We start from the raw sequence: 16298 nt of genomic DNA, 5'->3' as shown, positions 1-16298 counted from the left end.
GTCCATAACCATGCCGCACAGAGCCGCCATGCATCGCTTCCTGGGGGCCAGGCGCAGCGCCCACATCAAAGCCTTGATCCTGAGCTTTGCGCTGTGCGTGCTGGCGGGGCTTGTGCTCTTCATCTGGGGCCAACTGCACACCCAGGCCGAGCAAAGCAGATCCCAGGCCGCATTGCTCAGCCGTGTACTGGAAGATCAGACCGGCAAAACCTTCGAGACCGGCGATGTCGCCCTGGCGAGCCTGGCCCACAATCCGGTCATCCTGTCCGCCGACAGCCCGCGCGCCGCGCGCGAGGCGGCCATGGCGCAAGTGGTCGCCCAACTGCCGGTTCTGCGCAGCATGGCGCTGCTCGATGGCCAGGGCCACATCCTGGCGAGCACGCAGGCGGGCGAAGCCGGCCTGCAGATCGAGGTGCAGCAGTTGCTGCCGGACAATGCATCGGCTCCGGTCCTGGGCAAGGTGCAACTGGGACGCCTTGTCAGCGGCCGCAGCCTCTCTTCCCTGACATTGGCCCCACATGCAATACCGCGGGGCGTCCACTACCTGCCCCAGATCCTGGCCTTCGAAAACGACAGCGGCGCACCCGCCGTGCTGGTGGGCCTGATCAATCCCGATGCCGTGGCCAACTTCTACCAGGCCACGCTGGAAACCCTCAGCTACGAGGCGGTGCTGCTGAGCTACGACGGCCAACCGCTGGCCAGCACGAACGCAGGCGGGGGCGTACAAACGGCCTCTGCACGCAAGACCCCCATCTTCCAGAAATGGCTGCCAGGCAGCGAATTCGGCTCCTACATTGGCGCCGGCCTGCTCGGCCCCCATGAGATCGTGTCCTTTCGCACGGTCCGCAACTGGCCCCTGCTGCTGGTGGTGGAAGAGCCCTACGCGGCGGTGATCGCGCGCTGGCGTGACGATGCCTTCGCCTTCTTTGGGGCCGGACTTGCACTTCTTGCCCTGGTGCTCGGCCTGAGCGCGTCGGTGCTCAAGACCCGCAGGGTGCAGAAGTCGGCACAGCAGGCCATGGAAAAGGCCCAGGCGCGCATAGCCCGCAGCGAGCATGAGATGGCCGTGCTCATGCGCAGCGTGCAGGAGCTGATCTTCCGCACCGACAGCCACGGCCGGCTGACCTTCGTGAACGCCCGCTGGGAGCAGTGGACCGGGCAGCCCAGCGCCGAGGCGGTAGGGCAGCCGCTGGAGGGCATCGTGCATGAAGCCTGCAGGCCCCAGATCCAGGCACTGCTCGACCCCCAGGCCAAGCTGGCCCTGCGCAACTGCCAGGCGCGCTTTCGCCTTCCCGACGAAAGGGAAATACTCTGCGACATCGCCGTGGTTCCCCTGCTGCGCGAGGGCCGGCTGGTGGGCTTTGCCGGCAGCGCCGTGGACGTGACCGCCCGCTGGAAGGCCCAGCAGGAGCTGCAGACCCAGCTGGCCTTCCAGCACCTGCTGTTCGAGACCACGCCCCTGCCCATGCTGGTCACGAACGCGGGCCAGCGCGTGGCCCTGGTGAACAAGGCCTGGGAAGACTTCTTTGGTAGGTGCCGCTACGCCGTGCTTGGCCATGAGGTCGAGGGCCTGCACTCTGGCGACCATGACCTGCTGCAGATGCACGGCAATGAGGATGTGATGCGTTCAGGCCAGCCCATGGTGCTGGAGGCCCGGCTGCCCCATGTGGACGGCAGCTACCGCGACGTGCAGATCTCCAAGGCGGCAGTCAAGGATGCCCAGGGCCGGATCACCGGCGTGCTCAGCATTTTTGTGGACGTGAGCGAATTCCGCGCGGCCGAGCATGCCATCCACGAAGCCCGCGACGCGGCCGAAGAGGCCTTCCGCGTGAAATCGGAATTCGTGGCCAACATGAGCCACGAGCTGCGCACCCCGCTGCAGTCCATCATGGGCTTTGCCGAGCTGGGCGGCCTGCGCTCTCTCGGCAATGCCGCGATGGCAGACATGTTCAACGATATCCATGCAGCCGGCCAGCGCATGCTGGCCCTGGTCAACGACCTGCTGGATGTCGCCAAGCTGGAAAGCGCCGTGGGAACCATCCACCTGGAACGCACCGACCTCAGAAGCCTGATACGGCCCGTGGTGCGCGAGCTGGAGCCGCAGCAGCAGCACAAGCTCATCGACCTGCGGCTGGAGCTCGACGAAACGCCGCTGATCGCCAAGGCCGACCCCGTGCGCTTTCAGCAGGTGGTGCGCAATGTGCTGGCCAATGCCATCAAGTTCTCGCCCATCGGCGGACGCATCGATGTGCAGGGCCGCATCGACGGACAGGGCGACATCTGCATTGCCGTCTCCGACCAGGGCCCTGGCATTCCTCCGCAGGAACTGGACAAGATCTTCCAGCCCTTCGTGCAGTCCAGCAAGACCAAGGACGGCTCGGGCGGCACGGGCCTGGGCCTGGCCATCTGCCGCAAGATCATCGACACCATGGACGGCACCGTCGTCGCCAGCAACGGCCCCGCAGGAGGCGCCATGTTCTGCATCACCTTGCCCACCCGCAATGCCATGGAAACCCGTCCAGCAGAGTTGACATAGCCGGCACCGGCGCCGGTGCCGGGACGCGAAGCTCAGGCCTCGGACGGCATATGCCGCCCATGCGCCAGCCAGTTGTCCCCGGCCTGCCAGCGCGCGGCCCAGGCGGGCAGCTGGTCGGCGGGCATGGGCCGGGCGATGCCGTAGCCCTGGGCCACGTGGCAGCCCATGTCGCGCAGGCGGCGCGCATGCTTGGGCGTTTCCACGCCTTCGGCCACCGATTCGAGCTGGAAGGTGCTGGCCAGCTGGATGACGCCTTCGACGATGCCCAGGTCGTCCGGGTCGGCCAGCATGTCGCGCACAAAGCTCTGGTCGATCTTGAGCGACTGCACGGGCAGCTTGCGCAAGTAGGTGAGCGAGGAGTAGCCGGTGCCGAAGTCGTCCAGCGCAAAGCGTATGCCCAGCTGCCGGCACTGGCCCATCACCTGGATGGCCTGCTCCATGTCGGCAATGGCGGCGCTTTCCAGGATTTCCAGCTCGATCAGGTGCGGCGGCAGGTCCGGGTGGCGGGCCAGCACCTGGGCCATCTTGGCGTGGAAGCCGCCGTCCAGCAGCTGGTTGGCGCTGACGTTGATGCTCACGCACAGGTCCAGGCCCTGGCCGAACCAGCGCGCCGCCTGGGCCACGGCCTCGCCGATGACCCAGTCGCCCAGCGGCCGCTCCAGGTCGCTGCCCGCGATGAAGGGCAGGAACTCGCCCGGCGCGCGCAGGCCCTGGCGCGGGTCGTGCCAGCGCAGCAGGGCTTCGGCACCCACCAGCTTGCCGCCGCCCAGCTCCACCTTGGGCTGGTAGTGCAGCAGGAATTCACCCTTCTCCAGCGCCTGGCGCAGCCAGCCCAGCTGCAGGCGGCGCGCATGGGCCTTGCGGTCGTTTTCCGGATCGAACAGCTGGTAGCGGTTGCGCCCGGCCTGCTTGGCCACGCACATGGCCTGGTCGGCATGGCGCAGCAGCAGGTCGGGGTCGGCTTGGTCGTCGGGGTAGAGGCTGACACCCACGCTGGCGGTTACGGACAGCACCCGGTCCTGCACGGGCACGGGACGGCTGGCTGCCTCCAGCACCCGGTCGAGGATGGTGGAGCAGTGCTCGGCCGAGCCGATGTGCGACAGCAGCAGCACGAACTCGTCGCCGCCGAGCCGGGCCAGCGTGTCCTCGGAGCGCAGCACGCTCTTGAGGTGGGCGGCCACGCCCACCAGCAGCGCATCGCCTGCGGCCGCGCCGTGCAGGTCGTTGATTTCCTTGAAGCCGTCCAGGTCCAGGAAGCACACGGCCAGGGAGCGGCCCTCGCGCGCGGTGCGCAGCATGGCTTGGTTGAGCCGGTCGATCAGCAGGCGGCGGTTGGGCAGGCCGGTGAGCAGGTCGTAGTGCGTGACGCGCTCGAGCTCGGCCTCGTGGGCCTTGATGTGGCTGATGTCGGTGAAGACGCCGATGTAGTGCTCGATTTCGCCACCGGCGCCCTGCGCGGCGGAGATGGACAGCATCTCGGCGAAGATCTCGCCCGTCTTGCGGCGGTTCCAGATCTCGCCGTGCCAGAAGCCGTCGCGCTCGATGCAGGCCCAGATCTGCCGGTAGAACTCCGGCCCGTGCAGGCCCGAGGACAGCACGCGCGGTGTCTTGCCGATCACGTCCTCGGGCGCATAGCCGGTGATGCGGGTGAAGGCGGGGTTGACGCGCGTGATGCGCCGCCCCGGATCGACCACCATGATGCCCTGGTGGCTGCTGTCGAACACCACGGCGGCCTGGGCCAGCTCGCGCTCGAAGCGCTTGCGCTCGGTAATGTCCCGGGAGATGCCGAACAGGCCCGCGATGTGGCCTGCGGTGTTGCGCACCGGGCCCTTGGTGACCAGGAGGTCCAGCGTCCTGCCCGGCGCCACCGTCAGTTGCTCCTCATGCGTGGCCACCTCCTGGCGCAGCACATCCCGGTCCTTCCTGCGGATGGCGCTGGCGATGCCGAAGGGAAAGAGCGCGAAGTCGTCCTTGCCCACGATGTCCTCGGCCTGCCGGCCCACCAGGCTGGCGGCGGCCCGGTTGACCAGCAGGTAGCGGCCGCGCAGGTCCTTCACGAAGACGGCGTCCGAGGTGCCCGAGATCACCGAGTCCAGCAATTGCCGCTGCATGTTGGCCTTGCGCAGCGAGCGCTGCAGCGTCTCGGCCAGCACGCTCACGGCCAGGCCGTTGACGGCCACCACGCCCCACTGCGCCCAGTCGCGCACGGCGACGCCGTCGGTCTGGTCCAGGCTGTAGGCCGCAAAGGCCGTGGCCAGCAGGCCCGGCCCCAGGCCACCGATCAGCGCACTGACCAGCACGGGCAGCATGAACAGCAGCAGCAGCGAGCGTTCACCGAAATGGCTGGCCAGCGTGCTGCTGGCGGCCAGCACGGCCAGGCTCATGGCCAGGGCAAACAGATAGGAGGCCCAGACCGGAAAACGGCGTGGCCCCATTTCCTGTGCGATGGCGGAGGCGCCAATGTTCTGCCCGGCCGGCACCGAGCACAGCGCGAAGAACAGCAGGAAGTCCGTGGCCAGCACAAAGAACAGCCCTTTGACGACGGAAAGCCAGCCGATATCCGCACTCCCTGCCAATGCGAACAACAGCTTGTCGGACAGAAGGATCCAGCCGAATGCGAACAATCCGTAGCTCACCGTGATCAGTCCGATAAATCGGCGTCTTGCTGATTTGGCCATTCCAGCGTGGCACTCCCTGTGTGTATGGCTGTCCCGAATTATTGCCAATCCCTGCTGGCAATCACGTCGTCATTCACCGAAAACAGGGGCAATAAAACCATTTGCCGCACACTGGCTCATTCATAGAGAAATTGCATCGCAGGTTTTTCGCAATGGGTGCAGGAATATCCGTTCTGCCCTTTTTCGGGGCTGGCGGCCAACTCAGTCCGGGCTTTGGCGGCAGGGCTGCTGCTCGGTGCGGGCAGCCTCGGCATGCAGCCAGGCCAGGAAGGCCGCCACGGCGGGCCGCCGGGCGTTGCGCGCGGGGTAGACGGCAAAGTGGGCCTTGACGCGCAGGGCCCGGTCCACGCCGAAGGGGGCCACCAGCCGGCCGTCGGCAATGTGGCCGCCCGCATTCATGGCGCTTTCCAGCGCCACGCCCAGGCCCTGCGTGGCCGCGTCCAGCGACATCTGGGCGCGGTCGAAACGCACGGCAAAGCGCTCTGGCGCGCGCAGCTGCGAGAACGACTGGAACCAGTCCGACCACTGGACGATGCTGACGTTGCTCTGGATCAGCGGCACATGCAGCAACTGCTGCACGCGCTGCAGCCCATGCTCGGCCACGAAGGCGGGGCTGGCCAGCGGAAGGATGTGCTCCTCGAACAGGGGCTCCACCTCCAGCTCCGGCCACTGCGCAATGCCGTAGCGGATGTCGATATCGGCCTGGCCCAGCGCGAAGTCGCTGTGCGAATGCGCAGCCGACAGGTTCAGCGCAATGTGCGGGCAGGCCCGCGCAAAGTCCCGCAGCCGGGGCATGAGCCAGAGGCTGGCGATGCTGGGCGCGCAGTGCACGTACAGGCTGTTGCTCATGCTGTGGCGCAGGTCCTCGGTCGCCGAGACGATGGCCGCCAGCGCGCCGCCCACGCGCTCCAGGTAGGCCTGCCCCGGGCGGCTCAGGCGCACGCCATGCGCGCTGCGCTCGAACAGGCGCACGCCCAGCTGCGCCTCCAGCTTGGCCACCTGGTGGCTGACGGCCGAGGCCGTCAGGTGCAGCTCGGAAGCGGCCAGCGCGAAGCTGCGCCGGCGCGCCACGGCCTCGAAGGCCTGCAGGTGGGCACTGCTGGGAATGGATGCCATGGCAAGTTCCTCGAAGACGCGGGCAGCTCACGGGCAGACACCGGGGGACACCCGGAAGACCCCGGGAGACCCCGTACGTGAGCTGAAGAACCGTCATCTTAGGCTGATGAAACATCGTTTGTCTTCATGCTCATGACAGCCCAAGATGGCTGCATCCACCACCACTACAGCGGAGACAGGCACATGCTGCTCAAGGACAGGGTCGCCATCATCACCGGCGGCGCAGGGATCAACGGACTCGGTTTTGCCACGGCGCGCCAGATGGCCGCCCAGGGGGCCCGCGTGGCCATCCTCGACCTGGAGCGGGCCGATCCGGCCGGCGCGGCCGCGCGGCTGGGCGACGGGCACCTGGGGCTGGTGGCCGACGTGACGGACAAGCCCTCGTGCGAGGCGGCGGCCGCCGCCGTGCTGCGCGCCTTCGGGCGCATCGACGCGCTGGTCAACAACGCGGGCATCACGCAGGCCGTGGGCACGCTGGAGATCGGCGGGGCCGACTACGACCGCGTGCTCGACGTGAGCCTGCGCGGCACGCTGTACATGTCCCAGGCCGTGCTGCCGGCCATGCGCAGGCAGCAAGCGGGCGCCATCGTCTGCATTTCTTCCGTCTCGGCCCAGCGCGGCGGCGGCATCTTCGGTGGGCCGCACTACTCGGCGGCCAAGGCCGGCGTGCTGGGCCTGGCCCGCGCCATGGCGCGCGAGTTCGGCGGCGATGGCATACGCATCAACTGCGTCACGCCGGGCCTGATCGAGACCGATATCACCCAGGGCAAGCTTGGCCCCGAACGCAAGCGCGAGATCTCCGCCACGATTCCGCTGGCACGCCTGGGCCGCGCCGACGATGTGGCCGGCGCCTGCGTGTTCCTGGCCAGCGACCTGGCTGGCTATTGCACGGGCATCACGCTCGATGTGAACGGCGGGATGCTCATCCACTGAGCCCCGCGCGCCTGGCCATGGCCTGCATGGCCGCACACAACCAAAGCAAAGGAGACAAGACCATGCAAAGCACGCTTTTCCACCGCGCCGCCCTGGCCGCCTGCGCCCTGCTGCTGCCGGCCCTGGCCTGTGCCCAGGCCATCAAGCTCACGCTGGGCCACGGCGCGGCGCCCGACAATCCGCGCCACCTGGCCTCGCTGAAGTTCGCCGAACTCGTGAAAGCGCGCAGCGCGGGCCGTATCGAGGTGCAGGTCGCCCCCTCGGCCCAGCTGGGCGACGACGCGGCCATGGTCACGGCCCTGCGCACGGGCGCGCTGGATCTGTCGGCCAATTCCCAGGGCGCGGTGGCAGCGGCCGTGCCCGAGTACGCGGCCTATGGCATGCCGTTTCTCTTCGCCACGCCGGCCCGTGCCTTCCAGGTGCTGGACGGGCCGCTGGGCCGGGAGCTGGCCGACAAATCGGCCGCCAAGGGCATGGTGGTGCTGGGCTACTGGGACAACGGCATACGCCACATGACCAACAGCAAGCGGCCCCTGCGCAGCGTGGACGATCTCAAGGGCCTGAAGATGCGCACGCCGCCCGACGCGGTGCTGGTGGACATCATCCAGGCCCTGGGCGCCGAGGCCCAGCAGATCAAGTTCGCCGAGCTGTACGTGGCCCTTCAGCAGGGCGTGGTCGACGGCCAGGAGAACCCGCTGGCCAACTTCCACGCCAGCAAGCTGTACGAGGTGCAAAAGCACCTGACGCTGACGGGCCACATGTTCCAGATGACGCCGCTGATCATGGGCAAGCGCAGCTGGGACCGGCTGCCGGCAGCCGACCGCACGCTGCTGACCGAGGCCGCGCAGGAGGCCACGGCCTACCAGCGCCAGCTGGCGCGCGAGGCCGACGACAAGCTGCTGGACGACATCCGCGCCAAGGGCGTGGAGGTGAGCACCATCGACGCGCGGGCCTTCGCCCAGGCCACGGCCAGGGTGCAGGACAAGTGGCTGGCCAGCCCTGCGGGCCCCTATATCGCCAAGGTCGTCAAGGCCGCAGGCGCGCAGTGAAGTGCAGGGAGCCTTCCATGAACCTCATCGAACGCCTGGTCACGGGCCTGTGCCGCGCCGTGCTGTGGACCAGCACCCTGGTGATCTTCGTGATCCTGGTGTGCAACACCGCGCTGCGCTATGCCAGCGGCGCCAGCCTGCAATGGGCCAACGAGGTGCCCGAGCTGCTGTTTCCCTGGCTGGTGATGTCGGGCGTGGTGCTGGCCGCCGCCCATGGTGCCCACATCACCACGAGCTTTCTGGTCGAGGCGCTGCCGGCCCGCGTGCAGCGCGCCACGGCCGTGCTGGGCTGGCTGGCCGTGGCCGCCCTGTACGCCACGCTGGCCTGGTCCACGCTGAACATGCTGGAGATCGTGCATGACGAGCGCAGCCAGATCCTGGGCATTCCCGGCTCGCTGACCTATGGCTGCGTGATGGTGGGCATGGCGCTGCTGGCCTTGCTGGCCCTGCAGTCGGCCTGGCGCGCCTGCGTGGCGGGCGGGGGCCGGGCATCCGCAGGGGCTGCAGATGCCCCAAGTGCCGATGCCGAACCCGCGCGGCCCGTGGCCGCGGCGCACTGGTGAAGGGGGCAGGTCCATGTCCTTCATCATGCTTTTCGTCTTCATGGCGGGCGCCGTGATCGCCATGCCCATTGCGCACGCGCTGCTCATGGGCGCCATGGCGGCGGCGGCCACCTCGGACCGCGTGCCGCTGGACCTGCTGGTGCAGCAGATGGTGGCCCAGGTGCAGAGCTTTCCGCTGATCGCCATCCCGTTCTTCATGCTCACCGGCTCGCTGATGATGGGCGGGCGCCTGGGCGAAGCCCTGGTGGGCGTGCTGTCGGCGCTGATAGGACGCTTTCACGGCGGGCCGGCCCAGGTGGGGGTGATGTCGTCCACGCTGTTCGGCGGGGTGTCGGGCTCGGCCGTGGCCGATGCCTCGGCCATCGGCTCGCTGATGATCCCGTGGCACAGGCGGCTGGGCTACCCGCCCGCGTTCTCGGCGGCCACGCTGGCGGCGGCGGCCACCATCGACATCCTGATCCCGCCGTCGATCCCCATGATCCTGTTCGCGCTCAGCGCCAATGCCTCGATTGCGGCGCTGTTCGTGGCGGGCATCGTGCCGGGGCTGCTGATGTGCGCGGGCTTCATGGGCGTGTGCTGGTGGGTGGGCCGCAGGCGCGGCTTTCCGCGCGACACCACGCCCTTTGCCTGGCCCGCCTTCCGGCGCCACCTGCTGTACGCCAGCCCGGCCCTGCTGCTGCCGGTGCTGATCATCGTGTTCCTGCGCTTCGGCATTGCCACGCCCACCGAGGTGGCCGTGCTGTCCACGCTGTATGCGGGCCTGGTGTCGGCCGCCATCTACCGCGACCTGGGCTGGCGCCGGCTCAACGATGCGGTGGTGCATGCGGGCCTGGCCACGGGCGTGGTGCTGCTGGTGATCATGGCCTCGTCGGCCATCGGCTGGCTGCTGACCTTCGACCGCATGCCCGACGGCATCGTGCAGTGGGTGCAGTCGCATGTGCATTCGGCCTGGCTGGTGATCGTGCTGATGAACCTGCTGATGCTCTTCATCGGCATGTTCATCGACCTGCCGGCCGCCGTGCTGCTGCTCACGCCGGTGTTCGTGCCACTGGCCCAGAGCATCGGCATGGACATGACCCAGCTCGGAATCATGATGGTCGTGAACCTGGCCCTGGGGCTGTACACGCCGCCCGTGGGCACGACGCTGTTCATCACGAGCTCGCTGGCCCGGGTCAAGGTGGGCCAGACCGTGCGCGAGCTGATTCCCTTCTACCTGGTGGCGCTGGCGGTGCTGGCGCTGGTGTCCTATGTGCCGGCCAGCATCCTGCGCTGAGCCGCGCGCCCTTCCATCCCGAGGAGACGATGCATGAACCAAGAACTGCAACAGCGCCTGGACCGGCTCGCGGCCTGTGCCTGGCGCATACGCCGCCGCGCCCTGCAAATGGGCGAGGTGCAGGGCCAGGGCTACATAGGCCAGGCCCTGGGCTGGGCCGATGTGCTGGCCGTGGCCTATGGCGACGCGCTGCGGCTGCGGCCCGATGAGCCCGGGTGGGAGGGCCGCGACCGCTTCCTGCTCTCGCACGGCCACTACGCCATCGCCTTCTACGCGGCCCTGGCCGAGGCGGGCATCCTGTCCGACGAGGAACTCCAGACCTATGGCAGCGATGACAGCCGCCTGCCCATGTCGGGCATGGCCAGCTATACGCCGGGCATGGAAATCTCGGGCGGCTCGCTGGGCCAGGGCCTGCCGATCGCCGTGGGCATGGCGCTGGCGCTGCGCCACAAGGGCAGCGATGCCTTTGTCTACAACTCCATGTCCGACGGCGAGCTGGACGAGGGCTCGACCTGGGAGGCCGCGCTGTCCGCCGCCCACCACGGCCTGGGCCGGCTGATCTGCCTGGTGGACGTGAACAACCAGCAGGCCGATGGCCCGTCCACGCGCATGCTGGGCTTCGAGCCGCTGGCCGACAAATGGGCCGCCTTCGGCTGGCATGTGCAGCGCGTGGACGGCAACGACCTGGCCCAGGTGGTCCAGGCCTTCGACGCGGCGCGGTCGCTGGCCGAGGACCGGCCCCGCGTCATCCTCTGCGACACGCTGATGGGCAAGGGCGTGCCCTTCCTGGAGCAGCGCGAGAAGAACCATTTCATCCGCGTCGATCCGCCCGAGTGGCAGCAGGCCATCGCCATCCTGGACGCATTGCAACCCCTGAAGCCCGCCCTGCCATGAACATGCCTCTTGCCACCCCCAAGCCCCGGCCGACCACCTCGGCCATGATCGCCTCCATCGCGGCCGAGGGCCAGCGCGTGCAGGCCGCGCCTTTCGGCAAGGCCCTGGTGGAGCTGGCCGCCAGCCGGCCCGATGTGGTGGGCATGACGGCCGACCTGGCCAAGTACACCGACCTGCACCTGTTCGCCCAGGCCCACCCCGAGCGCTTCTTCCAGATGGGCATGGCCGAGCAGCTGCTGATGGCCGCCGCCGGCGGCATGGCCAAGGAGGGGCTGACGCCCTTTGCCACCACCTATGCCGTCTTCGGCACGCGCCGGGCCTACGACTTCATCCACCAGGTGATTGCCGAGGAAAACCTGGACGTCAAGATCTGCTGCGCCCTGCCCGGCCTGACCACGGGCTACGGCCCCAGCCACCAGGCCACGGACGATCTGGCCATGATGCGGGCCGTGCCGGGGCTGACCATCGTCGATCCCTGCGATGCACTGGACATCACCCAGGCCGTGCCCCAGATCGCGGCGCACCGCGGCCCCGTCTACATGCGGCTGCTGCGCGGCAACGTGCCGCTGGTGCTGGACGAGTACGACTACCGTTTCGAACTGGGCAAGGCGAAGATGCTGCGCGAGGGCCGCGAGGTGCTCATCATCTCCAGCGGCTTCATGACCATGCGCGCGCTGGAGGCCGCACAGTTGCTGGCCGCCGACAACGTGGGCACCGCCGTGCTGCATTGCGCCACCATCAAGCCGCTGGATGTGCAGGCCATCGTGCAAGCCGTGGCCAGCGGGCCGCGCCTGGTGGTGGTGGCGGAGAACCATTCGGTGGTGGGCGGCCTGGGCGAGGCCGTGGCCGGCGCCCTGCTGGAGCGCGATGTGCGGCCCGCGCGCTTTCGGCTGGCGGGCCTGCCGGACGCCTTCCTCGATGCGGGTGCCCTGCCCACGCTGCATGAGCGCTACGGCATCAGCGCCCAGGCGCTGGCGGGACGCATCCGCCAATGGCTGGGCTGAACGCCCGGCGTTGTGGCGGCGGGCGCACCAGGGCGTACCAGAGCAGAGCAGGGCAGATCAGGGCTGCTTGGCCGGATCCCCGTCGCGCAACGCCAGCAAATAGCCCATGCCGCGCACCGTGTGCAGCAGCTTGACCGCATAGGGATCATCGAGCTTGCTGCGCAGCCTGCACACCGCCACATCCACCACGTTGTTCAGCGCATCGACGGGTAGGCTCCAGACCTGCTGCACCAATTCGGCGCGCGTGACCACATCGCCCTGGCGCTGCAGCAGCAGCCACAGCACGGCGAATTCCTGGCGAGTGAGGTCCAGTCGCCGGCCGGCACGCTCGACCCGCTTTTTCGACAGGTCCAGCACCAGGTCCGCCAATGTCAGGCGCAGGCCCTCCTGGCCGGCAGAGCCTCGCATCCGCAGCCGTGCACGGGCCAGGAACACCGGCAACCTGACGGGTTTGACCAGGTAGTCATCGGCGCCGTTCTGCAGGCAGAACACCTGGTCCTCCAGACTGTCGTTTGCGGTGACCACGATGGTGGGCGTGCCGCCCGCCTGGAGCAGGTCCTGCAGGACCGCACGCCCGCTCTGGCCAGGCAGGTCCAGATCCAGCACGAGCAGGCTGTAGGCGCGGCTCAGTGCCAGGTTGCGGCCCTGCAGACCGTCATGCACGACATCGACGTTGAATCCGTCCTGGCACAGGCCCTGGCACAGGTACTGCGCCGACGGCGGGTGGGCATCCACGATCAGGATCTTCATGTCTTTTCCTTCGCACGCGGGCACAGGCAGGGCTCAGGCCAGCACCTGCCGGAGGATCTGCTGCTGCCGCCTGGCCCATTTCGTGCCAACGCGAATGGCCTCGCGCTGCCGGGAGGAGGCGGAGGCGAAAAAGACCGTTTCACTGATCTGCAGGCGGTGAAACAGCCGCCGCATCTGCAGGGATCGGGCCCTCAGCGAGCCTTCCGGCGCCAGGGATTCCCCGTGCTGCGCCGAGAACATGGACGCGGCCTGCTCCAGGCAGCGCAGGGCATCGGGCGTGGTAGCGGGCACGGCACGGGGCTCGCACAGCCGGGCCTTCGCCACCAGGGGGTTGTGGCCCACCACCAGCCCCCAGGGACGCATGGCGGTCGAGGGATTGACCGACAGCGCCTCCAGCTTGGTGAGCCCGAACACGCGCGCCAGGCGCAGGCGCATGGCCAGCAGCGGGGCATCTGGCTGTACGGCCTCGATGGCTGCGAGGGCCTCCTCCTCGTTGTCACCGCCCATGGGCAGCAGCAAGGAACGCAGCAGCAGCCCGGCCAGCACGTCCCCCTTGGCCGCTGCAGCATGGAGCAGGGCCACGCCCTGTTCCATGGGTTCGATGTGCGTGGCATCACGCAGCACCAGCGCACCCAGACGGCGCTCGGCCTCGGGCAGCCCGTGACGTGCCGCCTTCTCCAGGCAAAAGCGTGCCAGGGTGGGATTGGCCACCGAGCTGCGGTAGTCGGAGCAGATGCGGAACAGGTGCAGCCAGGCGGTGACGATGCCGCCATCGGCAGCGCGCAGCAGCAGGGCTGCGGCCTTGCGCAGGTTCTGCGCATTCACGAGGTTTTCGGGAGCCAGGTGTGCACAGGGCAGCCCCGAAAGCGCCCGTCCAAGCACGTGGCAGGCGCGGACGTCTCCATTGGCGGCGCACCGGTCCAGGCTGGCTTCGATCCAGCCCACGGTCAACCGTCCCAGGCCATGGCCCGCCACCTCCGCCTGGTGGACCAGGTCGGCAATCAGCTGCTGCATGACCGGGCCATGAGCGGCATGAGGCAGGTCGCGCAGGAGCTCCAGCATCCGCACGGCGCGGTGCGACTGGCCCTTGGCCATGGCCTGCCGGGCCTCGCAGGCCATGACTTCGGCAATGTCCAGCGGCTGTATGGCGCGCAGGATCTGCAACGCCTGCAGCAGCTCGCCGGATGTGTGCGCAGACACGCTGCTTGCCAGATGGCTTGGCAGGGCGGCGCTGCACTTGCCAAGGCACTCCAGAGCCAGATCGAGCTCCCCCCGGATGAGATGCCATGCGGCAAGCTTCTGGCGCCCGACATCCTCATACTCCGCCGCGATCCTCAGGGTCTCCAGCAGCCCGTGCTCCAGCAATTCCCTGAGCGGCAGATGCAAGGCTATGCAGACCGAGGCCTGGCGCCTGGCCTGAGGCAGTGCGGCCTGCAGATACTCCAACCCCACCGGGATGCTCCTGGAAACGCCGGGGCCCCCGGTCAGATACGCCTCCCCGAGCTGAAGCCTGGCGCCCGTGTCCCCTCGCCTGGCCAGCATCCTCAGCTTGACATCCTCGCGCCGCATTTTTCTGTCCCCTCCTATCTTGCGATACCTGCTCACAGCCGTATCAACAACCCGATACGAATTGATTTTTTCTTCTTTACCGGATTCAACCCCCGGGATGCTATCAATCTCCAGAATCCATCTACCCAACAGAAAAGTGACATTCAAGACATATTGAAGAAAGATAACTGCCATGAATGGTATTGCAATCCATTGGTGTTGGCCGGACGGAACATGTTGAGCCCTAAAAACCTGTGATTGGCTTGCCACCCCCCGTCGATTCCTTTTCAAGGCTCCTGGCGCCGTCCTGTGAATTCTAGTATTTACAACAGCATCCGTTTTGAAATGGATGCGCATGGAATCCACATTCAATACAAGGACCAGGCATGAAATTCAATCGTATATTGGCGGCCGCACTGCCCGTCATTTCGCTGGCGGCCAGCGCGCAGTCATCCATCACCCTGTTCGGCATCGTTGACGTCAATGGGCGCTATGTGAAGAACAGCGATCTGCCCAGCAACATGACCATGAACAACAGCGGGCTGTCATCGGGCCGGTTTGGCTTTCGCGGCACCGAGGATCTGGGCGGCGGATTGAGGGCCGAGTTCTGGCTGGAGTCCGACCTCTATGCCGACACCGGCACGACAAACGCCAATGGCAAGTTCTTCCAGCGCCGCTCCACGGTGAGCTTGGCGGGCGGCTTCGGCGAGCTGCGCCTGGGCCGCGATTTCACGCCGGCCGCGCAAAATCCCACCAAGTTCGACCCGTTCAACGTGATCGGCCTCGCAAACTCCAACATCATCAGCCGCCTGCCCGGAACCTTCTCGAACTACTACCGCAGCGACAACGCCATCCAGTACTTCACTCCCAAATGGAGCGGTTTCCAGGCAGAAGTGATGTATGCCCTGGACGAAGACCCCGTGAGCAGCGCCGGCCGCCATTTCGGCAGCCGCCTGACCTACGACAACGGCCCTCTGAACCTGGCGCTCACCTATGGCTCGACCGATGTGAACGCTGCGGGCACCAAGCTCAAGCAATACGGCGCAGGCGCCTCTTACGATTTCGGCTTTGCCAAGCTGATGGGGTATTTCCAGCGCGAGGACCTGCCCTATGGCACCTATGGAACCCGCATCGCGGGCTCCGAGGACCGCTGGCAGGTCGGCCTTACCGTGCCCGTGGGGGCGAACTACATCCGCGCCTCCTATGTGCGCACCGATTCGCGCCGTGGCCCGGTGGCCTTCAATGGCAGCGATGCCAACAGGTATGCGATCGGCTATGTGCACAACCTGTCGCGGCGCACGGCGCTGTACGGAACCCTTGCACGCGTGACCAACAAGGGCGGGGCCAATTTCAGCCTCAATGGCGGCACCACCGGACTGGCTGCGGGCGGCAGCTCCACAGGCGCTGAACTCGGCATGCGCCACAGTTTCTGAAGATTTCCACGCATTTGCGGCAATATGGCTGAAATGTCATCCGGCTGCCCGGATATATAGAAGCCAATGACTCTACGGTCTCCGCCATGGACTGAATACAGTTCATGGCGGATTTTATGAATCCGCCCATGTATCCGCCCTATTTCGGAGGCATATTCAATGAAATCCATATTCATATTGGGCACCGCAGCAATCGTCATGGCTGCATTGCCGGCCCATGCGGAACGCTTTGCAAACGGCAAATCCTATTACGGATCGCCCGCGCCTGCGGGCGTCTACCGTACTGTCGATCTATCGCAGAAAGCGCCCATCAATATCGCCTGCGGCGAAACCGTGAATTTCACCAGCCAGGGCCGCACATTCGCGTGGAAGGTCAGCTCCATCCAGCACAACCATGTCCCGGTGGCGCGCTTTGCGCCGCCCGGTTTCGACACGCAGGGCAAGAGCATCTTCGTCATGCCCGGAGAGCATGAGCTGGGCGGCTGAAAGCGCCGTTGGCAACGAAAAGGGCCCGCAATTCG

13 protein-coding genes are annotated in these 16298 nt (G+C 67.2%); 9 read left to right on the top strand and 4 right to left on the bottom strand.

The window, feature by feature from the left end; translation table 11 throughout:
• Window positions 1–10 precede the first annotated feature (10 nt).
• The gene (locus KDK82_RS17200; protein WP_088165717.1) at window positions 11–2536 is read left to right on the top strand and encodes an ATP-binding protein; all 2526 of its coding nucleotides are present in this window, start codon (window positions 11–13) and stop codon (window positions 2534–2536) included.
• A gap of 32 nt (window positions 2537–2568) precedes the next feature.
• Here KDK82_RS17200 and KDK82_RS17195 read toward each other — a convergent pair whose 3' ends face one another.
• Both KDK82_RS17195 and KDK82_RS17190 read right to left on the bottom strand, forming a co-directional pair.
• Complete coding sequence (locus KDK82_RS17195) at window positions 2569–5172, bottom strand: bifunctional diguanylate cyclase/phosphodiesterase (protein ID WP_088165716.1); 2604 nt, start codon at window positions 5170–5172, stop codon at window positions 2569–2571.
• A gap of 243 nt (window positions 5173–5415) precedes the next feature.
• Window positions 5416–6330: a LysR substrate-binding domain-containing protein gene (locus tag KDK82_RS17190; protein WP_034389598.1), complete on the bottom strand. Its 915-nt coding sequence runs from the start codon at window positions 6328–6330 to the stop codon at window positions 5416–5418.
• A gap of 183 nt (window positions 6331–6513) precedes the next feature.
• Between KDK82_RS17190 and KDK82_RS17185 the strand changes: the two genes are divergently transcribed.
• From KDK82_RS17185 to KDK82_RS17160, 6 genes are all read left to right on the top strand, one after another.
• Window positions 6514–7263, top strand: a complete 750-nt coding sequence (locus KDK82_RS17185; RefSeq protein ID WP_013804706.1) for an SDR family NAD(P)-dependent oxidoreductase — start codon at window positions 6514–6516, stop codon at window positions 7261–7263.
• 62 nt (window positions 7264–7325) lie between these two features.
• Window positions 7326–8312, top strand: a complete 987-nt coding sequence (locus tag KDK82_RS17180) for a TRAP transporter substrate-binding protein (RefSeq protein WP_088166321.1) — start codon at window positions 7326–7328, stop codon at window positions 8310–8312.
• Between the two features lie 17 nt (window positions 8313–8329).
• On the top strand, window positions 8330–8875 hold the full coding sequence (locus KDK82_RS17175) for a TRAP transporter small permease (protein ID WP_088165715.1): 546 nt from the start codon (window positions 8330–8332) through the stop codon (window positions 8873–8875).
• 13 nt (window positions 8876–8888) lie between these two features.
• Window positions 8889–10148 (top strand): TRAP transporter large permease, encoded by a 1260-nt coding sequence (locus KDK82_RS17170; RefSeq protein WP_017406354.1) that lies wholly within the window; start codon window positions 8889–8891, stop codon window positions 10146–10148.
• Between the two features lie 33 nt (window positions 10149–10181).
• The gene (locus KDK82_RS17165) at window positions 10182–11042 is read left to right on the top strand and encodes a transketolase (protein ID WP_088165714.1); all 861 of its coding nucleotides are present in this window, start codon (window positions 10182–10184) and stop codon (window positions 11040–11042) included.
• Window positions 11039–12046, top strand: a complete 1008-nt coding sequence (locus KDK82_RS17160) for a transketolase family protein (protein ID WP_065347176.1) — start codon at window positions 11039–11041, stop codon at window positions 12044–12046. Before KDK82_RS17165 ends, KDK82_RS17160 begins: the two co-directional genes overlap by 4 nt.
• 57 nt (window positions 12047–12103) lie before the next feature.
• Here KDK82_RS17160 and KDK82_RS17155 read toward each other — a convergent pair whose 3' ends face one another.
• Together KDK82_RS17155 and KDK82_RS17150 are read right to left on the bottom strand one after the other, a co-directional pair.
• Complete coding sequence (locus KDK82_RS17155) at window positions 12104–12796, bottom strand: winged helix-turn-helix domain-containing protein (protein WP_088165713.1); 693 nt, start codon at window positions 12794–12796, stop codon at window positions 12104–12106.
• A 33-nt stretch (window positions 12797–12829) separates the two neighbouring features.
• On the bottom strand, window positions 12830–14539 hold the full coding sequence (locus KDK82_RS17150) for a hypothetical protein (RefSeq protein WP_256974505.1): 1710 nt from the start codon (window positions 14537–14539) through the stop codon (window positions 12830–12832).
• Between the two features lie 191 nt (window positions 14540–14730).
• Here KDK82_RS17150 and KDK82_RS17145 point away from each other — a divergent pair, with 191 nt between their 5' ends.
• Both KDK82_RS17145 and KDK82_RS17140 read left to right on the top strand, forming a co-directional pair.
• The gene (locus KDK82_RS17145) at window positions 14731–15777 is read left to right on the top strand and encodes a porin (protein WP_013804713.1); all 1047 of its coding nucleotides are present in this window, start codon (window positions 14731–14733) and stop codon (window positions 15775–15777) included.
• Window positions 15778–15975: 198 nt separating this feature from the next.
• Complete coding sequence (locus tag KDK82_RS17140; protein WP_224986389.1) at window positions 15976–16263, top strand: CzcE family metal-binding protein; 288 nt, start codon at window positions 15976–15978, stop codon at window positions 16261–16263.
• Window positions 16264–16298 lie beyond the last annotated feature (35 nt).

Source organism: Delftia sp. K82 (genome assembly GCF_002193035.1).
In the GTDB taxonomy this organism is placed as follows: domain Bacteria; phylum Pseudomonadota; class Gammaproteobacteria; order Burkholderiales; family Burkholderiaceae_C; genus Comamonas; species Comamonas acidovorans.
The sequence above is the reverse complement of the archived record's forward strand: the minus strand, read 5'-3'. Positions and strand labels throughout refer to the sequence as shown.